Origin of the sequence: Mesorhizobium sp. M0898, from assembly GCF_040319695.1 — a bacterium.
In the GTDB taxonomy this organism is placed as follows: Bacteria; Pseudomonadota; Alphaproteobacteria; order Rhizobiales; family Rhizobiaceae; genus Mesorhizobium.
The window spans coordinates 1-19,578 of record NZ_JAMYOE010000071.1 but is presented as its reverse complement, the minus strand read 5'-3'; the positions used below and the strand labels follow the sequence as shown (position 1 = coordinate 19,578).

Annotated in this window: 23 protein-coding genes and 1 pseudogene; 11 read left to right on the top strand and 13 right to left on the bottom strand. The window is 63.6% G+C overall.

What is annotated here, in order from left to right; all coding sequences use genetic code 11:
• Positions 1-133 precede the first annotated feature (133 nt).
• The 4 genes from NKH90_RS32580 to NKH90_RS32565 form a co-directional block, all read right to left on the bottom strand.
• Complete coding sequence (locus NKH90_RS32580; RefSeq protein WP_352770169.1) at positions 134-1,111, bottom strand: GlxA family transcriptional regulator; 978 nt, start codon at positions 1,109-1,111, stop codon at positions 134-136.
• Between the two features lie 326 nt (positions 1,112-1,437).
• Entirely contained in the window at positions 1,438-2,619 is a 1,182-nt protein-coding gene (locus NKH90_RS32575; protein ID WP_352458589.1) for a cystathionine gamma-synthase, read from the bottom strand.
• On the bottom strand, positions 2,616-4,040 hold the full coding sequence (locus NKH90_RS32570; protein ID WP_352473972.1) for a pyridoxal-phosphate dependent enzyme: 1,425 nt from the start codon (positions 4,038-4,040) through the stop codon (positions 2,616-2,618). Before NKH90_RS32570 ends, NKH90_RS32575 begins: the two co-directional genes overlap by 4 nt.
• Before the next feature lie 187 nt (positions 4,041-4,227).
• Complete coding sequence (locus NKH90_RS32565) at positions 4,228-4,626, bottom strand: RidA family protein (protein ID WP_352458587.1); 399 nt, start codon at positions 4,624-4,626, stop codon at positions 4,228-4,230.
• A gap of 155 nt (positions 4,627-4,781) precedes the next feature.
• Between NKH90_RS32565 and NKH90_RS32560 the strand changes: the two genes are divergently transcribed.
• A complete protein-coding gene (locus NKH90_RS32560) occupies positions 4,782-5,111 on the top strand; it encodes a hypothetical protein (RefSeq protein ID WP_352458586.1) in 330 nt (109 codons plus the stop codon).
• On the top strand, positions 5,108-5,755 hold the full coding sequence (locus NKH90_RS32555; protein WP_352542813.1) for a cysteine hydrolase family protein: 648 nt from the start codon (positions 5,108-5,110) through the stop codon (positions 5,753-5,755). Before NKH90_RS32560 ends, NKH90_RS32555 begins: the two co-directional genes overlap by 4 nt.
• A gap of 114 nt (positions 5,756-5,869) precedes the next feature.
• Here NKH90_RS32555 and NKH90_RS32550 read toward each other — a convergent pair whose 3' ends face one another.
• The 4 genes from NKH90_RS32550 to NKH90_RS32535 form a co-directional block, all read right to left on the bottom strand.
• Complete coding sequence (locus NKH90_RS32550; protein ID WP_352473975.1) at positions 5,870-6,223, bottom strand: winged helix-turn-helix transcriptional regulator; 354 nt, start codon at positions 6,221-6,223, stop codon at positions 5,870-5,872.
• Between the two features lie 328 nt (positions 6,224-6,551).
• Positions 6,552-7,898, bottom strand: a complete 1,347-nt coding sequence (locus NKH90_RS32545; RefSeq protein ID WP_352823303.1) for an FAD/NAD(P)-binding protein — start codon at positions 7,896-7,898, stop codon at positions 6,552-6,554.
• Positions 7,899-7,947: 49 nt separating this feature from the next.
• On the bottom strand, positions 7,948-8,400 hold the full coding sequence (locus NKH90_RS32540; RefSeq protein WP_023675902.1) for an RrF2 family transcriptional regulator: 453 nt from the start codon (positions 8,398-8,400) through the stop codon (positions 7,948-7,950).
• 147 nt (positions 8,401-8,547) lie between these two features.
• A complete protein-coding gene (locus NKH90_RS32535; RefSeq protein WP_352458582.1) occupies positions 8,548-8,739 on the bottom strand; it encodes a hypothetical protein in 192 nt (63 codons plus the stop codon).
• Between the two features lie 339 nt (positions 8,740-9,078).
• Between NKH90_RS32535 and tauA the strand changes: the two genes are divergently transcribed.
• From tauA to NKH90_RS32515, 4 genes are all read left to right on the top strand, one after another.
• A complete protein-coding gene (gene tauA / locus NKH90_RS32530; RefSeq protein WP_352823300.1) occupies positions 9,079-10,092 on the top strand; it encodes a taurine ABC transporter substrate-binding protein in 1,014 nt (337 codons plus the stop codon).
• 108 nt (positions 10,093-10,200) lie between these two features.
• Positions 10,201-10,974 (top strand): taurine ABC transporter ATP-binding protein, encoded by a 774-nt coding sequence (locus NKH90_RS32525; protein WP_352823298.1) that lies wholly within the window; start codon positions 10,201-10,203, stop codon positions 10,972-10,974.
• Complete coding sequence (locus NKH90_RS32520; protein ID WP_352473980.1) at positions 10,971-11,834, top strand: ABC transporter permease subunit; 864 nt, start codon at positions 10,971-10,973, stop codon at positions 11,832-11,834. Before NKH90_RS32525 ends, NKH90_RS32520 begins: the two co-directional genes overlap by 4 nt.
• A gap of 19 nt (positions 11,835-11,853) precedes the next feature.
• Positions 11,854-12,042, top strand: a complete 189-nt coding sequence (locus NKH90_RS32515) for a hypothetical protein (RefSeq protein WP_352453651.1) — start codon at positions 11,854-11,856, stop codon at positions 12,040-12,042.
• Positions 12,043-12,101: 59 nt separating this feature from the next.
• On the opposite strand, the gene NKH90_RS32510 is transcribed toward NKH90_RS32515, so the two are convergent.
• The gene (locus tag NKH90_RS32510) at positions 12,102-12,287 is read right to left on the bottom strand and encodes a hypothetical protein (protein WP_352823296.1); all 186 of its coding nucleotides are present in this window, start codon (positions 12,285-12,287) and stop codon (positions 12,102-12,104) included.
• Between the two features lie 305 nt (positions 12,288-12,592).
• Between NKH90_RS32510 and NKH90_RS32505 the strand changes: the two genes are divergently transcribed.
• The 3 genes from NKH90_RS32505 to NKH90_RS32495 all read left to right on the top strand — a co-directional run bounded on the left by NKH90_RS32505 (position 12,593) and on the right by NKH90_RS32495 (position 15,314).
• Positions 12,593-12,952 (top strand): septal ring lytic transglycosylase RlpA family protein, encoded by a 360-nt coding sequence (locus tag NKH90_RS32505; RefSeq protein WP_352473985.1) that lies wholly within the window; start codon positions 12,593-12,595, stop codon positions 12,950-12,952.
• Between the two features lie 255 nt (positions 12,953-13,207).
• Positions 13,208-14,485 (top strand): polyhydroxyalkanoate depolymerase, encoded by a 1,278-nt coding sequence (locus NKH90_RS32500; protein WP_352473986.1) that lies wholly within the window; start codon positions 13,208-13,210, stop codon positions 14,483-14,485.
• A 211-nt stretch (positions 14,486-14,696) separates the two neighbouring features.
• On the top strand, positions 14,697-15,314 hold the full coding sequence (locus NKH90_RS32495; protein ID WP_352473987.1) for a transglutaminase-like cysteine peptidase: 618 nt from the start codon (positions 14,697-14,699) through the stop codon (positions 15,312-15,314).
• Positions 15,315-15,323: 9 nt separating this feature from the next.
• Here NKH90_RS32495 and NKH90_RS32490 read toward each other — a convergent pair whose 3' ends face one another.
• The 4 genes and pseudogenes from NKH90_RS32490 to NKH90_RS32475 all read right to left on the bottom strand — a co-directional run bounded on the left by NKH90_RS32490 (position 15,324) and on the right by NKH90_RS32475 (position 18,116).
• Positions 15,324-15,692, bottom strand: coding sequence for a helix-turn-helix domain-containing protein (locus tag NKH90_RS32490; RefSeq protein ID WP_023675912.1), 369 nt, complete (start codon positions 15,690-15,692; stop codon positions 15,324-15,326).
• A 53-nt stretch (positions 15,693-15,745) separates the two neighbouring features.
• Positions 15,746-16,282, bottom strand: a complete 537-nt coding sequence (locus NKH90_RS32485; protein WP_352823293.1) for a Smr/MutS family protein — start codon at positions 16,280-16,282, stop codon at positions 15,746-15,748.
• Positions 16,279-17,385 carry a murein transglycosylase A gene (gene mltA, locus NKH90_RS32480; protein ID WP_352500824.1) on the bottom strand — a complete coding sequence of 369 codons (1,107 nt, stop codon included), beginning with the start codon at positions 17,383-17,385 and terminating at the stop codon, positions 16,279-16,281. Before mltA ends, NKH90_RS32485 begins: the two co-directional genes overlap by 4 nt.
• Before the next feature lie 23 nt (positions 17,386-17,408).
• Positions 17,409-18,116: pseudogene (locus NKH90_RS32475) on the bottom strand (Tim44/TimA family putative adaptor protein).
• Positions 18,117-18,315: 199 nt separating this feature from the next.
• Between NKH90_RS32475 and NKH90_RS32470 the strand changes: the two are divergent.
• A complete protein-coding gene (locus NKH90_RS32470) occupies positions 18,316-18,807 on the top strand; it encodes an FxsA family protein (protein WP_023675916.1) in 492 nt (163 codons plus the stop codon).
• 113 nt (positions 18,808-18,920) lie between these two features.
• Complete coding sequence (gene secB, locus NKH90_RS32465) at positions 18,921-19,421, top strand: protein-export chaperone SecB (protein WP_023675917.1); 501 nt, start codon at positions 18,921-18,923, stop codon at positions 19,419-19,421.
• Positions 19,422-19,578 lie beyond the last annotated feature (157 nt).

Sequence of the window (19,578 nt, the reverse complement as noted above, 5' to 3'; positions counted from 1 at the left end):
ATCGCATCAAGAAATGCGCCTGGAACGACGACTATCTCATCAATGCCATCACTCATATGCGATAGCCCTGCCCTTGAGGGGGAGATGTCCGGTAGGGCAGAGGGGGGCGCTGTCCCGCCAACATCCGAAATACCTAATGCCTCCGCATCACCTTCGGCGCATGGCCATGCTCCTCCCGAAACGCCCGCGCAAAACTCGACATCGAGGCGAAGCCGCAGGCCAGCGCCACGTCGCGCACCATCAGCGTCGAATGCGCCAGGAGGTCGGCAGCGCGTTTCAGCCTGAGGCGGCGGTAATAGCCGTTGGGCGAGATGCTGAGCTCGGAGCGAAAATTGCGCTCGAGCTTGTCGGAGGAGACGCCGAGCCTGGCGGCAAGGTCCGTCATGCCGAGCCGCTCCTCCACCGCATCCTCCATGATGGCGATGGCCGACAGCACCAGTTCGTTCTGCACGCCGGTGCGCAAGCGCAGCGGCATCAGCTTGCGGTCGACGCTGGAGCGCAGCGGGCTGTGCACGAACCACTCGGCGACGCCGGCCGCCAGCTCGGCGCCGTAATCGCTGGTGATGATCTCCAGCATCATGTCGAGGCTGCCGACGCCACCGGCCGAAGTGAAGCGCTTGCGGTCGATGACATAGAGATCGCGCCTCAGCTCGATATCCGGAAACGCTTCGGTGAAGGCAGCCTGGCTGGTCCAGTGCAAGGTGCAGGCATGACCGTCGAGCAGGCCGGCCCGAGCCAGGAAGAAGGCGGCATCCGCCACCGCACCGATATGGGCGCCGTCGCGCAGGCTCCTGCGGATCCAGCTCACCGCATCGTGTGCGACGAGATGATCGGCATCGCCGCCCGAGCAGACGACGACGCGATCGACCTTCGGCGCGTCATGGGCGGCAAAGCCGGGCTGGATGATGACGCCGTTCGAGGCCTCCACCGGGCCTTCGGCGGCGCCGACGATGATCCAGCGGTAGCAGTCCCGCTTGGCCAGCACGTTCGCCGCGCGCAGCGGCTCGATCACCGAGCTGAACGCCATCATCGGAAAGCCTGGGAAGACCAGGATGGCGAAGGTGAGGGGGGTATCGCTTGCCGTCGGTTGGTTGCGTTGTCGGTTGTTCATAGCTTCCGGAGCCAGGCAGCAAGGTGGATCAGGAAGCTACAATTCTGCCAGATGGCGCCAAGGTCAACGGAATAGAATGTAAGACACATGGATATGGGTGCAGAATAAGCGCCGCTCGTTCGCGATCCTTCACGCCCCCTCTGTCCTGCCGGACATCTCCCCCACAAGCGGGGAGATCGGCAGCTTCGCCGTCCCGTCCGTGTTTCAGCGTTGGAGGTTGGCGAAAGCGCAAGATGACGGCCAAATTCCCCCCTCGTGGCCGAGATGCCCGGTAGGGCAGAGGGGGCACTGTCCTGCCGACGTCTCGTAGGTTCTTGTTGGCGGGCTCAGCTCGCCAGCGCCTGATCCAGATCCGCGATCAGATCGTCGCCATCCTCGATCCCGGCCGACAGCCTTACCAGCGAATCCGAAATCCCGATCTCGGCGCGTTTTTTCGCCGGGATCGAGCCGTGCGTCATCAGCGCCGGGTGCTCGATCAGGCTTTCGACGCCGCCGAGGCTTTCGGCCAGCGTGAACAGTTGCGTATGTTCGAGGAAGCGTTTGGTGCCGGCGAGGTCGCGGTCGAGCTCGACCGTGATCATGCCGCCGAAGGCGTGCATCTGCCGCCTGGCGATGGCGTGCTGCGGGTGGCTGGGCAGGCCGGGATAGATGACACGGCGGATGTCGGGACGGCTTTCCAGCCAGTGCGCGATCTTCTGGCCGTTCGACGAATGACGCTCCATCCTCAGCGCCAGCGTCTTCAGTCCGCGCAGCGCCAGGAAACTGTCGAACGGCCCGGAAATGGCGCCGATGGCGTTCTGCAGAAATTTCAGCCGGTCAGCGAGATCCTTGTTGTCGCCGACCACGGCGACGCCGCCGACCATGTCGGAATGGCCGTTGAGGTATTTTGTCGTCGAATGGACCACGATGTCGATGCCGAGCTCCAGCGGCCGCTGCAGATAGGGGCTGCAGAAAGTGTTGTCGGCGACTGAGAGCACGCCTTTGCGCCTGGCAAGTGCTGCGACGCCTTCGAGGTCGACGACACGCAGCAGCGGGTTGGTCGGCGTCTCGACCCAGAGCATTTTGGTTTCCGGGCGGATCGCCGCCTCGACCGCGGCAAGATCGGTGAAGTCAACGAAGTCGACCTGGAGGTTGGCGGAGCGCTTGCGCACCCGCTCGAGCAGCCGAAACGTGCCGCCATAGATGTCGTCGGTGGCGACGATGTGGGCGCCGGAATCGAGCAGTTCGAAAATAGTGGCGATCGCTGCCAGCCCCGAAGCGAAGGCGAAGGCGGCTGTGCCGCTTTCGAGATCGGCCACAGCGCGTTCGAAGGCGAAGCGGGTCGGGTTCTGGCTGCGGGCATATTCAAAGCCCTTGTGCACGCCCGGGCTCTGCTGACCGTAGGTCGAAGTGGCATAGATCGGTACCATCACCGCGCCCGTCGTCGGGTCGTGGCTCTGGCCGCCATGGATGGTGCGCGTCGAAAAGGCGAGGCGGTTTTTGCCCGATACGGTGGCTTTGACGGTCATCGGGCGCGCCTCAGATGGTTGATCAGGTCGATGCGTGTTATCAGCCCGATGAATTCGTCGCCGTCGAAGACGATGGCGACCTCGTTGCGATCAAACACCGGCAGCAACGCGTCCAGCGTCTGGCTGGCTTGCAGCGTGTGCAGGGTAGAGGTCATGGCCGTACTGACCGGAGCCTTGAAGCGGTCCCAGCGGCTGTCATAGGGGCCTTCGACCTTGGCGAGGATATCGCTTTCGTCGATGATGCCGACGAGCTTGCCCTCGTCCAGCACCGGCAGCTGCGAAACATCCGAGCGGCGCATGCGGCCATAGGCGTTGAGCAGGCTTTCGTCCGGACCGACATACACGGTGTCACCGGTGCGGTGCGAACGCATCACCAGATCGCGCAAATCGCCATGCTGCTCCTGCTCGGCAAGGCCCTGCTCGGCCAGCCAGAAGTCGTCGAACACTTTCGACAGATACTTGTTGCCGCTGTCGCAGACGAAGGTGACGACGCGCTTCGGCACGGTCTGCTCGCGGCAATAGCGGAGCGCTGCCGAAAGCAGCGTGCCGGACGACGAGCCGGCGAGGATGCCTTCCTTCGAAAGCAGGTCGCGCACCGCCAGCATGCTCTGCTTGTCGGGGATGGAATAGGCCTTCCTGACCAGCGACAGATCGGCATTGGGCGGGACGAAATCCTCGCCGATGCCTTCGACGGTCCAGCTCCCGGCCTCTATCATCTTGCCGGTCTTGATCAACGGCGCCAGCACCGAGCCGACCGGATCGGCCAAAATCATCTCGGTCTTCGGCGAGACCTTTGCGAAATAGCGGCCAAGCCCGGTCAGCGTGCCGCCGGAGCCGACACCGACGACAACCGCATCTACGTCGCCTTCGAGCTGTTGGAAGATTTCCGGTCCGGTCGTGGTTTCATGAGCCAGCGGATTGGCCGGATTGGCAAACTGGTTGGCATAGAAGGCGCCGGGCAGCTCGGCGGCGATCTTTTCGGCCATGTCCTGATAATATTCGGCATGACCCTTGCCGACATCGGAACGCGTCATCCGCACCTCCGCGCCGAGCGCCCGCAAATGCTGGATCTTTTCGCGCGACATCTTGTCGGGGACGACCAGGATGATGCGGTAGCCCTTGGGGATGCCGACCTGGGCGAGACCAAGACCGGTGTTGCCGGCGGTCGCCTCCACAATCGTCCCGCCGCGCTTCAGTTTGCCCTGTTTTTCGGCGGCGGCAATCATCGACAGCGCGATGCGGTCCTTGATCGAGCCGCCGGGATTCTGGCTTTCGAGCTTGATGAACAGCCGGCACTTGCCGATGTCGAATTTGGTCAGCTCGACGACCGGCGTCTGCCCGATCAGGTCGAGAACCGAGGCATAAGGCGGGCGCAGGCGGGACGATGCATCGTCCGGTGCCACGATCTTGTGCTTGCTCATGTCAGATGCTCCGTTGCCAGAATGAGCAACCGCCCTGGAAGACGGCAACCTACCGTCTTTTCCAGCCGTTTGCAGTTGGAAAGAAGATAGATCGTGCCAATCCGGCCGCCAGCAGGGGAATGGAATTTCGCGAAAGCTTCGTCGGCCTGCAGGCAGGGGCAAAAGATTTGCAGAACCCGCTTAGGGTTCAGGCGATCGCGGCCTGAGCTTCGATCTCGATCAGAAAATCCGGATTGCCGAGGCCGGCGACGCGCAGCACCTTGATGATCGGCGGCGCGCCACGGTTTGCCCAGAAGGCCATCCAGGCGCCGAAGGCCGGCCCTATGTCCAGGTCGCCGGCGATATAGACCGAGAGGCTGACGAGGTCTTCAGGCTTTGCCCCACCGGCTTCGAGCACCTTTGCCAGGTTGGAGAGCGCCTGAGCGGTCTGTGCAGCGAGATCGTCCCTGGCGACGGTCCGGCCTTGCGCGTCGACGCCATTCTGGCCGCCGACCAGCACGATGCGCGCGGATGCCGGCAGCGACACGCCGTGCGAATAGGCCGGATTGCTGTGCATGCCCTCGGGGTTCAGCCTTTCGATGGTCACCGCGCTTTTCTCCTCTTCAGCAAAAATTATCCCGCGGCCGCCCATAGGATCAACGGCAATCGTGCGGGCGTTTCAACGCACCATCTCGTTCGTTGCGGCCGCCGATTCCGCCATGCTACCCGGCGCTGGGCGAACAGCAATGCAAGGAACGGCCGATGAAGATTCTTGCCTATGACAATTTCAAGCCCGGCGTCACGCTCGACGATTTGCGGCCTTATCTGCGCGACGAAGTGTCGAATGTCTGGCGGCTCTGGAAGGCGGGGATCGTGCGTGAGAATTATGCGCGCGCCGATATTGGCGGCGTCATCATCGTCTTCGAGCTCGACAGCGTCGCGGAAGCGCGGCGCTACACCGAGGACTTCCCGCTGTCCAAGGCCGGGCTGCTAGAATGGCACTTCATCGCCTTCGACGCGCCATTGCCGCTGGAATTCCTGTTCGATCCGACGGTCGATATCGCCAAGCCATGGGACCGGACTGCGGCATGATCCGGTCGAGCGACGGGATCGAAATCCCGGCCAGCCTGGCTGAGTGGTGCGATCCGCGCCGCACGGCGCTGGTGGTCTACGACATGCAGGTCGGCATCTGTCGGCAGGTGGCCGGCGCCGCCACCCTCGTCGAGCGCACCGGCACGGTGCTGGAAGCGGCGCGCGGGGCCGGAATGCGGGTGGCGTTCACGCGCCACCTGTCGCTGCCGCGCAAATGGATGGGCGCGACGCAGCTGCGCACCGCCATGGCCTGGCAGCGGCGCGACAGCCCCGACACGGTCGAGCCGTGGTTCCTGCGCGACGCCGAAGCGACGCGGATCGTGCCCGAGCTGGACCCCCGCGCGGACGAGGCGGTATTCGACAAGCTCACGATGTCGGCGTTCGATTCCACCGCGCTCGGCTTTGCCTTGCGCGACTGCGGCGTGCGCACGATAGCGCTCGCTGGCATCGCCATGGAGATCGGCATCGAGCCGACCGTTCGCCAGGCGACCGACAATGGCTTTGTCGCCGTGGTAATCGAGGATGCCTGTGGCTTCGGCAACCGCGAAGCGCGCGACCGCTCGATGGCAACGCTACGCTTCCTCGGCGAAGCCGTCGTCACCGACGTCGCAAGCTTCTGCAGCGCGCTTGCCGGCGCGGGTTGAGGGCAATCGGCTTGCCGCGCGACCCACCGTTTCACGGCAACGCCGAACCGCTCCATCGCTTTGTCTTCACACATTACGGACGGAAAACCGCTCCGCGCTTTTCCCGGAATTGATCTAGGTGGTGGCTGCGCTGTCGGTGCGAAAGCGCACGCCTTCGGCGCGACCGTGCACGCTGCCCCAGTCGTAGAGCGCCTGGAGCGCGGCGGCGAGATCTTCACCGCGCCCGGTCAAGGCGTAGCGCCCCTTGCCGTCGGGCGACGTCTGGAGCGTGACGAAGCCGATCTCGACAAGCTCGGCCAGGCGCTGCGTCAGCATCTTGTCCGAGAGTGAGGGAATCAGCCGGCGCAGGTCGGAATAGCGCATCGGCTGTTCCTTGATGCGCGCCAGGATCACCGTCTTCCATTTGCCCCCGAGCGCGTCGAGCGCGAACTCGACCGGACAGCCGTAGAGTCTTCCGCGTTGGGTCATGCGCCATGGTAGGCAAGGCACGGTGACGACGAAAGCAGAATTTGCCCGGCCATCTGGCCAGGGTCGCGGCTCACGGCCTCGCCGACTACAAAATCCATGGAGGAGAACGAAGACGAGCGTGCGCGACATCAATCCGGTCGATGCGAGACGGCCGAAACGTGTGGCGTCATTGCCTGGCTGTCTCGACCACCACAGGCTGCTGGTCGGCTCTGGTGGAGCGAGCTCCCGCACCCTGGTTCGCCTTCACCGAACGCGGCTATGCGGTCGAGATCTTTTCACCCGGCGACAGCGGTCTTGCATCCGAGATCGCGTCAAGACAGAGGCGGCCTCATCCGAGCAAGCGCTTGCTCAGCCGCGCGCACTGCACGCGAATATCGGGAATGGCGTCGATTTCGAAGAAGGTGCCGCGCGTCAGTGGACCGACGGCGAGGATATTGGCGAATACCGTGCCGTCGCCGGCGATGACCTCGCAGTTCGCGGTCACGTCGAGGCCGAGGCGCAGCGGATCCGGCCGTGCCAGCCCACGCTCGACCAGCGACCGCACCACGCTGTTCGAGGTGGTCGAGATGTCCTTGGCGATGCCTGTGCAATCATAGATGCGGGTGACGTCGAACCTTTCGAGCTGCTGCGTGTGGCGCGACTGGACCTGTAGGCTGAAGCCGTCGCCGGCGGCGATCTCGACGACGCGGCCGGCGACAAGGCGGATGCGGCCCGCTTGCACCGCCTCGGCAACGCGGGCGTAGACTTCCGGCGCCATGCGATGGCGGTGGATGTCCCACCAGGCCTTGGTGTGCTCGACGAAGCGGCGCTTGGCCGAGGACGGCCAGTTCTGCCAGATCTTCTGGTTGAAGGGTCTCAGACCGTCGACGACGTCGCGCCAGTCGATGCCGGCCTTCTGGTTTTCCCGGATCAGGTCGCGGAACCAGCCGACGAAATAGGAAAGCTGGGTGCCGAGCGGAATGTCGGCAACGTCGAGCTTGATCGGATTGCCCTTGCGATGCGGCGAAGGCAGCAGGCCGCGCCGCGACACCGCGACGATCGCGCCGCGGTGGCCGCGCTGCTCGAGCGACAGGAAGGCATCGACCATGCTCAAGCCGGTGCCCAGCACCAGGACTCGGGCTTCGGGGTCGAGCGCAGTGTCCGCCTCGGATCCCATCCTGATCGCATGCCCCTGCCCCGCCCCCGGCTCTTCGTCGTGGCCGGTGGCGAGCACGGCAAGATGCGCAACCACGCTGGTGCCGTTGGCCAGCGCCACTTCGACGCCTGACGCGGTCGGCGAGATCGACAGGCTCTCCTCGCGGATCAAGCGCAGCCGGCCCGTCTGCTGCTCACGCGCCTCGAGCTCGTCGAGCAACTCCTTGAGATAGCGGGCGTAGACGCTGCGCGGCGCATAGACCGGCGCCTGTTCCGGCGTTGCCAGGCCGCGTTCAAGCAGCCAGCGCGAGAAATTGCCGGGATCGTCGGCATAGGCGCTCATGCCCGACGCGCTGACATTCAGCACATGCGCCGACAGCAGCGTTGAATAGGCCATGCCTTGCCCAAAATGCGGGCGTTTTTCGATCAGGCTGACACGTAGATCGGGATTGGGCGACTTCAGCAGATGAGCGGCAAGCACGACACCGCTGGCGCCGCCGCCGACAATGATGATCGAACTTGGCGTAGCGCGCCCGGTCATGCGCACACCAGCTGTCCTGGCGATCGTCGCCGGCTCAGGAGAGATTGGTTCAGGCCTGGATTTTCAACGCCGCCGAAAAATCCTCGTCGCCGGCGATGTCGCGCATTTCCGCGAGGCTGCGCTGATCCAGCACCTCGGCGATGGCCTGCCGGACCTCCAGCATCAGGTGTCGGACTTGGCATGTCGCCTCGTTGCAGTCTTCGCAGCGCTGATACTGGGTGCGGCTGGCGCAAGGAATGGGGGCAAGCGGCCCGTCGAGCACGCGCACGACGTGGCCGACCTTGATCTCGTCCGCTGGGCGTGCCAGCCGGTAGCCGCCTTCCTTGCCCTTGCGGCTCTGAACGAAACCGGCATTGCGCAATTCGCCAAGGATGGCATCGAGGAACTTCTTCGGAATATTGTTTCCTGTGGCGATGTCGTTGACGAAGGCGAGCTGTCCAACCGGCAGGCGCGCCAGATGGACGAGCGCCTTGAGGCCGTATTTACCTTTTTTCGTGAGCATAACCCGCACGTTTCTCTGTCATGCGATGGCGCAAGGCCACCGGTTGCGAAACGCCTGGCGTGCCTCCCCGCCGCGTCCAAGCTGTCACTACAGATAAATTCTAGTGACATGATATACAAGCCGAGAAACGTTGATTTTGCTTCGTTTTCACGCCGCAATGGCCATTTTGGCCGGGGCTTGTGCTCTTGCGAGCACAGGAGCCACCGCGAATGACACACCGGCAAACTGGCCGGCGGCAGGAATGTCCCGATCGGCGAGAATACCAACAGCAGCTTCTGCCCCTGAATTTGAAGGCCAAAGCATGCCGCGCGCGGCAACAAGGAGGGTGGCGTCGCTCATCGTCCTCTCCAATCCTTCAATGTCGATAAGGATACTAGACTTAACCGCGAACACAGGGAACTTGTTTCCAATTTCTTGGCTATCCACAGTATGGATTTGCCGATGCAGGGGCGAAAACGGGAAAATCCTTGTTGCGCGCAAGGACGACGTGGAAGAGGTTCCCGGGCAAGGACGATGGTTCTCACCCGAGCCGTCACCCAGAAGCGCGCGAACTGCCATAGCCAGATGACTTTTTCTAACAAGACCGCACCGATTGGAAGGATTTAACTCTACAAGAACGATAGAGTTAGATGACTATGAAACGCAATCCGGGTTTTCCTCGTTTCCAAGGAGCGTTTCATGTCCACCATTTCGCGACGTATCGTTCTCTTGTCCTCGGCGGCCTTGGCTGGCGCCGCCTTTCTCGACCCAGCCGATGCGCAGGACCTCAAGATCACTATCGGCTACCAGACGGTCGTCGAGCCCTCGAAGGTGCCGCAGGCCGACGGCGCCTATGAGAGCGCGACCAAGGCGGCAATCGACTGGCGGAAATTCGATTCCGGCGCCGACGTGATCGCCGCCATCGCTTCCGGTTCGGTCGACATCGGCTATGTCGGCTCGAGCCCGCTGGCGGCGGCGGCGAGCCGCGAGCTACCAATCCAGACAGTCTTCATTGTCGGGCTGATCGGCGAATCCGAGGCCCTTGTCGCCCGCAACGGCGCCGGCATCGAGAAGGCCGCCGACCTTGCCGGCAGGAAGGTGGCGGTGCCCTTCGTTTCGACGACGCATTACAGCCTGCTTGCCGCGCTGAAGCATGAGGGTGTCGACCCGAAGTCGGTCGATATTCTCAATTTGCGGCCACCGGAGATCGCGGCGGCATGGGCGCGCGGCGACATCGACGCCGCCTATGTCTGGGATCCGGCACTCGGCCAGATCAAGACTTCGGGCAAGGTCGTGCTGGATTCCTCGCAGGTCGCCGCCTGGGGCGCGCCGACCTTCGACGCCTGGATCGTGCGCACCGACTTCGCCGAAAGGAACCCGGAAGCGGTGCGCGACTTCGTCAAGGTGACGGGCGCGGCCTATGCCGAGTTCCTGGCCAAGCCGGACGCCTGGTCGGTGACATCGCCGCAAGCGGCGAAGATCGCCACGATCACCGGGGCCAAGCTGGAGGACGTGCCGCAACTATTGAGGGGCTATGTCTTCCCGACGCTCGAGGAGCAAGCCTCGGACAAGTTCCTCGGTGGCGGCACGGTCAAAGCGGTCGAGGCGACATCTGCCTTCCTCAAGGAGCAGGGCAAGATCGACGCCGTGTTGCCGGATTATTCGAAATACGTGTCGTCGAAATATGTCAGCGAAGCGCTTGCCTCGAACTGACGCCAACGCGCGCGGTTCTCCTTCCCTGACGCCGCGTGCTCCCTGCCCCGAACCGCTTGCGAGGAGCGGCTTCGGGGCAGACAGATTCGGAATATCGGCGAGGTTCCCATGACGCATCTCGTGCTCGACAAGGTCTCGGTCCACTATGACGGTCAGCCGGCGCCGGCGGTCGAAAATGTGTCGATTGAGATCGCCAAGGATGACTTCGTTGTCCTGGTCGGCCGCTCCGGCTGCGGCAAGACCTCGTTGCTCAACGTCGCTGCGGGCCTGGTCGAGCCTGTGCGCGGACGCGCCACGATTGGCGGCAGGCCGATCACGGCGCCAGGCTCTGACCGCGCCGTCGTATTCCAGAACGACGCGCTGTTTCCGTGGCTGACCGCGCGGGAAAATGTCGCCTTTGCGCTCAGGCTGCGCGGTGTCAGGGCCGCGGAACGGGCGCGGACTGCCGACGACCTTCTGGCGCTGGTGAAACTCGACGGCGCCGGCGACAAGCGCATCTGGGAGCTTTCCGGCGGCATGCGCCAGCGGGTCGGCCTGGCCCGGGCGCTGACGGCCGAGCCGCAATTCCTGCTGCTCGACGAGCCGCTGGGCGCGCTCGATGCGCTGACACGCGAACGCATGCAGACAACGCTGCTCGATCTGTGGACGGCGAGCCAGGTCGGCGTGCTGATGGTCACGCACGGCATCGAGGAAGCCCTGGTGCTGGCAACCCGTATCATTGTGCTCGCTCCCGGCCCTGGCCGGGTGGTGTGGAGCTTCGAGACCGGCTTCAGCCGGCGCTATGCAGCCGGCGAGGCCATTCGCAGCATCAAGGCCGATCCCGCCTTCGCCGCAGCGCGCGGCGAGCTGACCGACGCGATCTTCGAAGGGGAGGCAGCATGACCGTTACCTCCTATACCGAGCGGCCGCAGCGCAAGGTCGACGACGGAGCCGACGCGCTGTCGGTGCCATGGTCGCGGCCGCGGCCGAGACGCAGCCGCGTTTCGGCCCGCGTGGTTAGCGCGATCACCATTCTGATGATGCTGGCGGCGTGGACGGCATCGGCCCGCCTGCAATTGGTGTCGCCGGTTTTCCTGCCGTCGCCTGTGGCAGTCTGGAACAAATTTGTCGTCGTCGCCCGTGACGGCTTTGTCGACGCAACGCTGCTCCAGCATATCGCCGCCAGCCTGTGGCGGGTGTTTGCGGCGCTGGTCGCGGCCGTTTTCGTCGGCGTTCCCATCGGGCTGGCTATCGGCATCAGCACGATCGGGCGCGGCATCTTCGATCCGCTGCTCGAATTCCTGCGGCCGATCCCGCCGCTCGCCTATCTGCCGCTGATCATTATCTGGTTCGGCATTGGCGAGCCGTCCAAGATCCTGGTGATTGCCATTGCCATGCTGGCGCCGGTTGCGCTGTCGACGGCATCGGGTGTTCGCGGCGTCTCGCAGGAGCGCATCAATGCAGCGCGCTCGCTTGGCGCCACGCAGCGCCAGGTGATCAGGCACGTCATCCTGCCCAGCGCGCTGCCCTCGATCCTGACCGGGCTGCGCATCGCGCTCGGCGCCGGCTGGTCGACGCTGGTCGCCGCCGAGCTGGTGGCCGCGACGCGCGGGCTTGGATTCATGATCCAGTCCGCTGCCCAGTTCCTCGTCACCGACGTGGTGGTGATGGGCATACTGGTGATCGCTGCCATTGCCTTCGTGCTCGAATTCATCATCCGCAGGATCGAGCGGGTTCTCGTCCCGTGGGCGGGGCGGGAGTAACCGGACCGGAGACGTGACGATGCCCCATTCCACCGCTGTACTGTTTGCGCATTTCGGCCATTGGCTCCGCCTGATCAAGGCCGGAGACAAACAGCCGCCTGACGGCGAACGCAAAACGCCGACGCCGGTGCAGCTGGATGCCGAGCGCAACCGCCTGCCGCCGCGCGACGAAAGTTTCTACTGGGGCTGGCAGTACTGGTCGCGGTGAGCGGCCGCCACGGGTCCGCTGTGTGCTGCTCCGGCGGGCGCCTGAGCATGGACGCCTGCTCAACCGCGCGAACGGTTTGCCCAGGCCAGACCGACCAGGCCGACCAGCGCGGTCACGATGCCGGCATAGAGCCATTGCGACTGGCCGGTCATGAAGCTGCCCTGGACCCAACCGATGCCTTGCAATAACCACAGCACGCCGATGGCGAGCACAATCAAGGCCAGCAGATTTTTGATCAATCTCATCGCTAGAACTCCCTTCCAAGTCGATCATCAGCCGCATTCCGGCCGAAATGGAACAGCTAAAAGAAGCAGCCCAATCACGCCAACTTCTACTTAGATGCTAACCTCTGATCCTGCGCAAGACATGCGGAGATCGGTGGAAAGATCATCAAGGAAGCTGTGCCGCGCTGCGGGAAATCTCTGACAAATTGTTTCGCGTCGACTCCAAACGTGTAACATTGCCATGGAACCGACAGATCATTGCCGCATTTGCTGCCTCATTCGTCCCTAACCGCTGCGGGTCTGTCAACGGAGCCAGTCCCCAACACATGAACAAAAGCAACCAGACCGCGCTTGTCGCGGCCACGATCGCGGCTGGCCTGATGGTCGGCGCATCCACTGCCAGCGCCGCCGCGCAGTGCGGACGTGCCTCCTGGTACTCACTGCATTCCAGAACCGCTTCCGGCGAACGCATGAACCCGTCGGCGCTGACTGCCGCGCATCGCAGCCTGCCGTTCGGCACCAAGCTGAAGGTGACCAATCGCAACAATGGCCGCAGTGTCGTCGTGCGCATCAACGACCGCGGCCCGTTCATCAAGGGGCGGATGCTCGATCTGTCGAAGGGCGCCGCCAGTCAGCTTGGCTTCATCAGCTCGGGTCACACCGCTGTCTGCATGGCACGGGTCTAACGGCCGCCACGGCCGGACACCGCCTCCGACGCTCGTCCCCAATAGCCGTGCTGCCTGCCTGGCCTTCGCAGGTGCACATTGAGCCGGCTGTTGCCGTTCCAGGCGGATTCTCAACGCCTTGGACGAAAGAACGAGCCTAAATCACGCAAGTTGACGTATTGCATCGCAGCAGATTGTTGCTAACTTCCCCGCAAGGCATTCAAGGCTCGGCGCTGCTCGTCGGCCCTTCGATCGCAGTCGGCAGCGGGGTTCTCGATGTTCTACCAGCTCTACGAACTGAACCACGCCGCCTTGCAGCCGGCGCGCCTCTATGCCGATGCGGTGCGCCTGTTCTACTCCAATCCGCTCAACCCGGTCTCACACACGTCCTGGGGTCGCTCGGTTGCGGCAACGGCCGAACTGTTCGAGCGCACGACGCGCCGCTACGGCAAGCCGCAATTCGGCCTGACCAAGACCGTGGTCGACTGGAAAACCGTCGAGGTCAGCGAACATACCGTCTGGTCGCGGCCGTTCTGCAACCTGGTCCGTTTCGAGCGGGCGGTTCCTGCTGGGCGCCGGCCGGATCCGAAGCTGTTGATCGTCGCGCCGATGTCGGGCCACTACGCGACGCTGCTGCGCGGTACGGTTGAGGCGATGCTGCCCTATGCCGACGTGCATATCACCGACTGGGTCGACGCCCGCATGGTGCCGCTGGCCGACGGCAGCTTCGATCTTGACGACTATATCGACTACATCGTCGACATGCTGCATGCGCTGGGCCCCGACACCCATGTGATGGCGGTGTGCCAGCCTTCGGTGCCGGTGCTGGCGGCGGCGGCACTGATGGAAGCCAAGGGTGATCCGTTCGTGCCCTCGACGATGACGCTGATGGGCGGGCCGATCGACACGCGCCGCAATCCGACGGCGGTCAATCTGCTGGCGCAGGAAAAGGGCATCGACTGGTTCCGCGACAACGTCATCATGCGCGCGCCCTGGCCGGTGCCGGGCTTCGGCCGCGAGGTCTATCCTGGCTTCCTGCAGCTTTCGGGGTTCATGAGCATGAACCTCGACCGCCACATCATCGCCCACAAGGACTTTTTCATGCATCTGGTGAAGCATGACGGCGACAATGCCGAGAAGCACCGCGAGTTCTACGATGAATATCTGGCGGTGATGGATCTGACGGCGGAATTCTACCTGCAGACCGTCGACACCGTGTTTGTCCGCCAGGCCTTGCCCAAGGGCACGATGACGCATCGCGGCGTGGCGGTCGACCCTTCGGCGATCCGCAATGTCGCCCTGTTCACGGTCGAGGGCGAGAACGACGACATCTCCGGCCTCGGCCAGACCAAGGCTGCGCACGACCTGTGCATCAACATCCCGGCCGACAGGCACGCCCATTACATGCAGCCGGCGGTCGGCCATTATGGTGTGTTCAACGGCTCGCGCTTCCGCTCCGAAATCGTGCCGCGCATCGTCGACTTCATTACCAGCTACGGCCGTCAGAACCGTGTTGCGGTCAAGCCCAAGCTGGTCAGGACCGGCAAGAAATAGGCGACCAGTGATGATGCCTGTCAATCCGCATCAGGTCGGTCAATCCAAAATCATCGGTTGGCGGGGCCGTGCGGCCGGTCGACCTGTTGCACAATAGTCGCGTTGGCGCCACGCGGGTAACCATGCCGCAAAAATCAATCCATCCTCATAATTGACACGGACTGTAAATACCCCTTAACGTTTCGTTAACAACAAGGGACAAGCGGGGACAATGATTTCCTCACCAATGGCGAGAACGCTGCGCCTGTGTGCGCTGGCCGGACTTACTGTGGCGGCAGGTTGGGCCGGTTCGGCCTCGGCAGCCAGCCCGATGATAACAGGTGGCCCGACCTCGCAGCCGATCGGCCATTATGATTTCTGCAAGAGCTACGCGTCCGAATGTTCGATCCGCCCGAAGGATCTGTCGCCCGCCAGCCTGACCGGCTCGCTGTGGCGCAAGCTGCTCAGCGTCACGACAAGGGTCAACGCCGCCGTCAAGCCGGAGAGCGACTTCGACATCTACGGCAAGGACGAGGTCTGGGCCTATCCCGACAAGGGCGTCGGCGATTGCGAGGACTATGTCCTGGAAAAGCGCCGTGAGCTGAATCGGCTGGGCGTCTCGTTTTCCGATCTGCTGATGACCGTCGTGCGCAAGCCGGATGGCGAAGGCCACGCCGTGCTGACGGTGCGCACCGACAAGGGCGACTATATCCTCGACAATCTGACCGACCAGGTCCGTTCCTGGGACCAGACCGGCTATCGTTTCCTCAAGCGGCAGGCGATCGACAATACCGGCCGCTGGGTCTCGATCCGCGGCGGCCAGCAGGTGCTGGTCGGCTCGGTCCAGTAACAAGGCAACTCATTTCGGTCGTGCCAGCGCGGCGCGGATCGACGCAATGATGCGGCGAAGCTCGGCTTCGTCGAGCTTTTCGATGTTGTCGGCCAGGAGATTGGCAAGCTCGGTCGCCGCCGGGCTAAGGCCCGACGTGTCGAGCTTGACACGCGGATGCGAGGTTTCGGCCAGCCGCGCCAGTTCCTCGGCGTCGTCCCAGATGATGTTGAAATAGCCGATGATCTTCTGGATCAGCGTCCAGCTCGGCGCACCGCGGCGGCCGTGTTCCAGCGCCGAGAGATAGGCTGCGCTGACGCCGATCGCCTTGGCCATGTCCTTCTGGCTGACGCCGCGCTCGTTTCGCAGCACGCGAAGCTTTTCGCCGAATGGGGTCACAAGCGCACCTTCATGGGTGCATCCTCATAGGTGCGTCCCTCATCGGCGTGTCCTCATGAGCGCGCCCGCCGCAAGCGGACATAGAGCGCGCCCGAGCCGCCATGTTTGCGGGCGGCATGGTCGTGGCTGGAGACGAGGGGCCGGAAGGCGGGTGTCGACAGCCATGACGGCACGGCGCGCCGCAAGACGCCATCGCCGCCCGACGAAGAGCCCTTGCCGGTGATCACCAGGACGTAGCGGATGCCGCCGGCATGCGCCCGGTGCAGAAAGGAAAACAGCAGCGAATAGGCTTCGTCCTGCGTCAGGCCATGCAGGTCGACGCGGCCCTCGATCGGCAGCCGGCCCTTCGACAGCTTGTCCAGCGTCGGTTCGTCGAGTGCGTGGGAGACATGCTGCGCCTTCGGCTTTGCAGCCGTGGCAGCATTGCCCGCGACCTGTGCCGGCGGCGGCGCCTGCCTGGTCTCGTCGATCTCCGGCCCGACGTGCGGAATTTCGACGGCGGTTCTGCCCTTCAGCGGTTTTGCCGTGTGCGCCACCAGGTTCCACAGCACCCGGTCGTCCTCGCTCAGCCTGTCGATGCGCCGGGTCATCGGCCTGCTCCTGAAACCAGCGGCCGGGGGATCAGCGCATAAAAATCTGCGGCGTTGCGGATAACGCCGGCGATCTCGCCGGCAGCATCGCCCGACCCGGCAAACAGATCGCCGCGGGCCGGCCCGGTGATCGCCGAGCCGGTGTCCTGCGCGATCATCAGCCGCCGGAACGGTTTTCCGTCGAAAGCGGTCAGCGACGGCGCATCGATATGGAAGGGCGTGCCGAACGTGTGCAGCAGTCGGTCGACGGCGATCGAGCGGCCGGGGGTCAGCGCCACCTTGGCGGCAGCGATCGGGCCGAGCTCTGGGTCGTCGACGCCCATCTCGCGGAAGAAGATGTAGGAGCGGTTGCGCCAAAGGATCTCGTCGACGCGTTCCGGATGCGCCTTGAACCAGGCACGGATCGACTGCATCGTCACTTTCTCCAGCGGGATCTCGCCTTCCTCGCTCAAGATCTTGCCCGGTCCGGTAAAGCGCTGGCCGGATTTGGCGGCATAGGTGATGCGGCGAAGCCTGCCGTCGGTCATCTTGAGGCGTGCCGCGCCCTGCACGTGAATGAAGAAGGCGTCGACCTTGTCGGCGAGCCAGGCGATTTCCAGCCTTTTTCCGGCAAGCGCGCCGCGTTCGATCTCGCCGCGGTCGAAATATTCGACCGGGCCGTTCGGCGCCGCACGTGCGAAGGCGAGATAAGGATCCATGCCGGAAGGACGATTGCCGTCGTCGATGTCGACAAGGTCGGCCGGGCGGGCCAGCAATGGCACCGGAAACTGCTCCGTTCGCACCGGCGAGGCTTCGACCTCCGGCTCATAAAAGCCGGTGACCAGGCCGGGGCCACCATCTTCGGCATCGATACGGGCCGGAACGAAATGGCGCTCGAAAAAGCTTCGGGCCTGCAACCGATTCGCCGGCGAAACGGTGCGCGCTTCGGCATAGGCGTCGGCAAAGCCATTGTAATCGACGCCGAGCGCGCCGGAGCGGTAGGATTTGGTCAGGATATGAAAGGCCGACCGGCGAAAGGCGTCAAAGGCAGGGAGATGGTCGTCCTCGCCCCAGCCCGGCAATTCGCCAAAGGATTTTTCGCTGAAGGCTCGAGAAAGCGACACGACAGCCTCCGCCGCCGTCCAGTTCAGTCTTCTTCTTCGGTGGCGACGAGCTTCCAGTTCGGATCGCGCGAGCGCGCGTCACGAGCGAAGGTCCAGACATCCTTGACCTCGGCGACGGTTTCGGGATCGCCGTCGATGACGGCGCCGGCCTTGTCGCGGGTCGCCGAAATCAGTTCGCTGACGATGCGCAGCGTGATGTGCGCCTCGCTGCCCTTCATCTCGGCCGAAACGATGTCGGCCTTGTCGATGCCGACGAAGGAGGACTGGATCTTTTCGGCCTTCGCCTCGCGGTCGCCGATGGCCGCGACGAAGCCGTCATAGACCTCGCGCGACAAAAGGTTCTTCAGCGTTTTACGGTCGCCATCGGCGTAGGCCATGACGATCATCTAGTAGGCCATCTTGGCGCCGTCGACGAAGGTCTTCGGATCGAAGGTCGGATCATTGTCCTTGATCGCCCGCAGGCCCCGATTGAGATCGGTGTCCGGCTTGGCAAAGGCATCGATCGCCACATAGGCATCGGCCGCCGGCTCTCCCGCCAGGCGCTTGCGCGGCAGCGAGACCACGTTCTCGGGTTTCTGGGCGGCATCCTTGTCGTTTTTGCGCGCTGCCGTATATGGATCGAAGGGTGGGCGCTCGTTGCCCGTGCGTCGGCCAAGCACGTTGCGCAGCTGGAAGAAGATCACCACCGCCGCAATCAGAAAGAAAATCGTGCCGAAGTCGAAGAAGCCCATATCTTGCGCCAATCAATCCCTGCTTTGGCCGGACCAGCGGCCAAGCAAGGGCCGCGATCACATAGCGTTCAGTATCCAAAGCATATAGAACGCATGGCGCAATCATTCAAATCAAAGGCAGCCATACCTATCTAACAGCTCTGGTGCCAGCGGCGATTGCTCGCCGGCCGGCAAAACATCGAAAACGATCGGTCAAGATTTGCGTATTTCGCTGCTTCCCCTGTTCATTCTCGCGCTTCCGCTGCTGGAGATAGCCGGTTTCGTTATTGTCGGCCGCCAGGTCGGCGCGCTGGCGACAGTCGGCTTGGTGCTGGCCTCGAGTGTCGCCGGCGCCCTGCTGCTGCGGCACCAGGGTTTTGGCGTCATGGCCAGGGTCCGTGCCGAAATGGATGCCGGGCGTGATCCGAGCGGCCAGCTTGCGCATGGCGCCATGATCGTGCTGGCAGCGATCCTTTTGATCATCCCCGGCTTCATCTCGGATATTTTCGGCCTTCTGCTGTTCCTGCCGCCGGTGCGCGATCTTGCCTGGCGGATGCTGAAAGGCCGCATCGTGCTGGCAACCGATTTCAGCAGTGGTTTGCGGGCAAGGCAACGCGGCAAGACCATCGATCTCGACGACGGCGACTATTCGCGGGCCGACGACCATACGCGCGGGCCGGGTTCTCCCTGGCGCCGCCTCAAGGACGAGTAGCTGCAAGGCAACCGGCGTCTTTTGCAAACTTGTCTTGTCGGGCCGGCCATGATAGCGAACGCCCGAATTTCAATCCGGTCAGCAACGCTGCCCAGGCAAAAGGACCACAGCTTATGGCCAGCAACGACGACGCGCCGACCGGCGCAGCCAACGGTAATGGAAATGCGGCGCAGCCTTCGCTCAACGTGCTTGCGCAATATGTGAAGGACCTGTCCTTCGAAAGCCCCGGCGCACCGAACTCGTTGCGCGGCCGCGACAAGGCTCCGGGCATCGCCATCAATGTCAACGTCAACGCCAACCCGCTTTCGGACAAGCAGTTCGACGTCAATTTGACGCTGAACGCAAAAGCGTCGTTCGACCAGGAAGTGCTGTTCAACGTCGAGCTGGTCTATGGCGGCGTCTTCTCCATCAGCGGCTTCCCGCAGGAGCACATGCTGCCGATCCTGTTCATCGAATGCCCGCGGCTGCTGTTCCCGTTCGCCCGGCAGATCATCGCCGAGGCAACACGCAACGGGGGCTTCCCGCCGCTGATGCTAGACCCGATCGATTTCGCGCAGATGTTCCAGCAGAAGTTGGCCGAGGACCAGGCTGCCGCCAAGGTCAAGGTGAGCTGAAGCTGGTTAGCTCGCAGCGTTTGAAAAACCCGGCGCGAAGCCGGGTTTTTTGTTTGAGACGCCGGCGGGGCAGTACCCCCCTCTGGCCTGCCGGCCATCTCCCCCTCAAGGGGGTGTTTGGACCGGAGACATCGCGAACAGGTGTGCGAGGACATCG